Origin of the sequence: Shewanella hafniensis (assembly GCF_019655335.1) — a bacterium.
Taxonomy (GTDB): domain Bacteria; phylum Pseudomonadota; class Gammaproteobacteria; order Enterobacterales; family Shewanellaceae; genus Shewanella; species Shewanella hafniensis.
On record NZ_BPFD01000231.1, the window covers coordinates 1 to 466 of the forward strand.

1 protein-coding gene is annotated in these 466 nt (G+C 44.6%); it reads right to left on the bottom strand.

Translation table 11 applies throughout. The annotated features are described in order from the left end of the window. A partial coding sequence (gene rlmE / locus K5Q99_RS22045; protein WP_220778148.1) for a 23S rRNA (uridine(2552)-2'-O)-methyltransferase RlmE occupies positions 1–466 on the bottom strand: 466 nt, incomplete at both ends.

Sequence of the window (466 nt, forward strand, 5' to 3'; positions counted from 1 at the left end):
ACCCTGTCGCCACAAGATAGACTTCACGCGAACGTGGTCGCGAAGAGTCTGGCTTACGTGTTTTGACGGTTTTAAACGCCTCTCTTACTGATTTCATGTACTCTTCAAAGCCCTCCCCCTGAAAGACTTTAACAGCAAAGCAACCATTTGGTGCCAACACTTGATGACACATATCTAATGCTAACTCAACTAGATACATAGCGCGAGGTTGATCTACACCACCTGTACCACTCATATTAGGCGCCATATCAGATAAAACAACATCGACTTTGGCATCACCTACACGAGTTAACAATGCATCGAGAACTTTCTCCTCCCTAAAATCTCCTTGAAGAAAATCAACACCAACAATGGGATCCATCGGCAAAATATCACAAGCGATAACTTTACCATTGTCACCCGCTAATTTACCTGCAACCTGAGACCAACCACCAGGTGCGGCACCTAAATCAACAACAGTCATTCC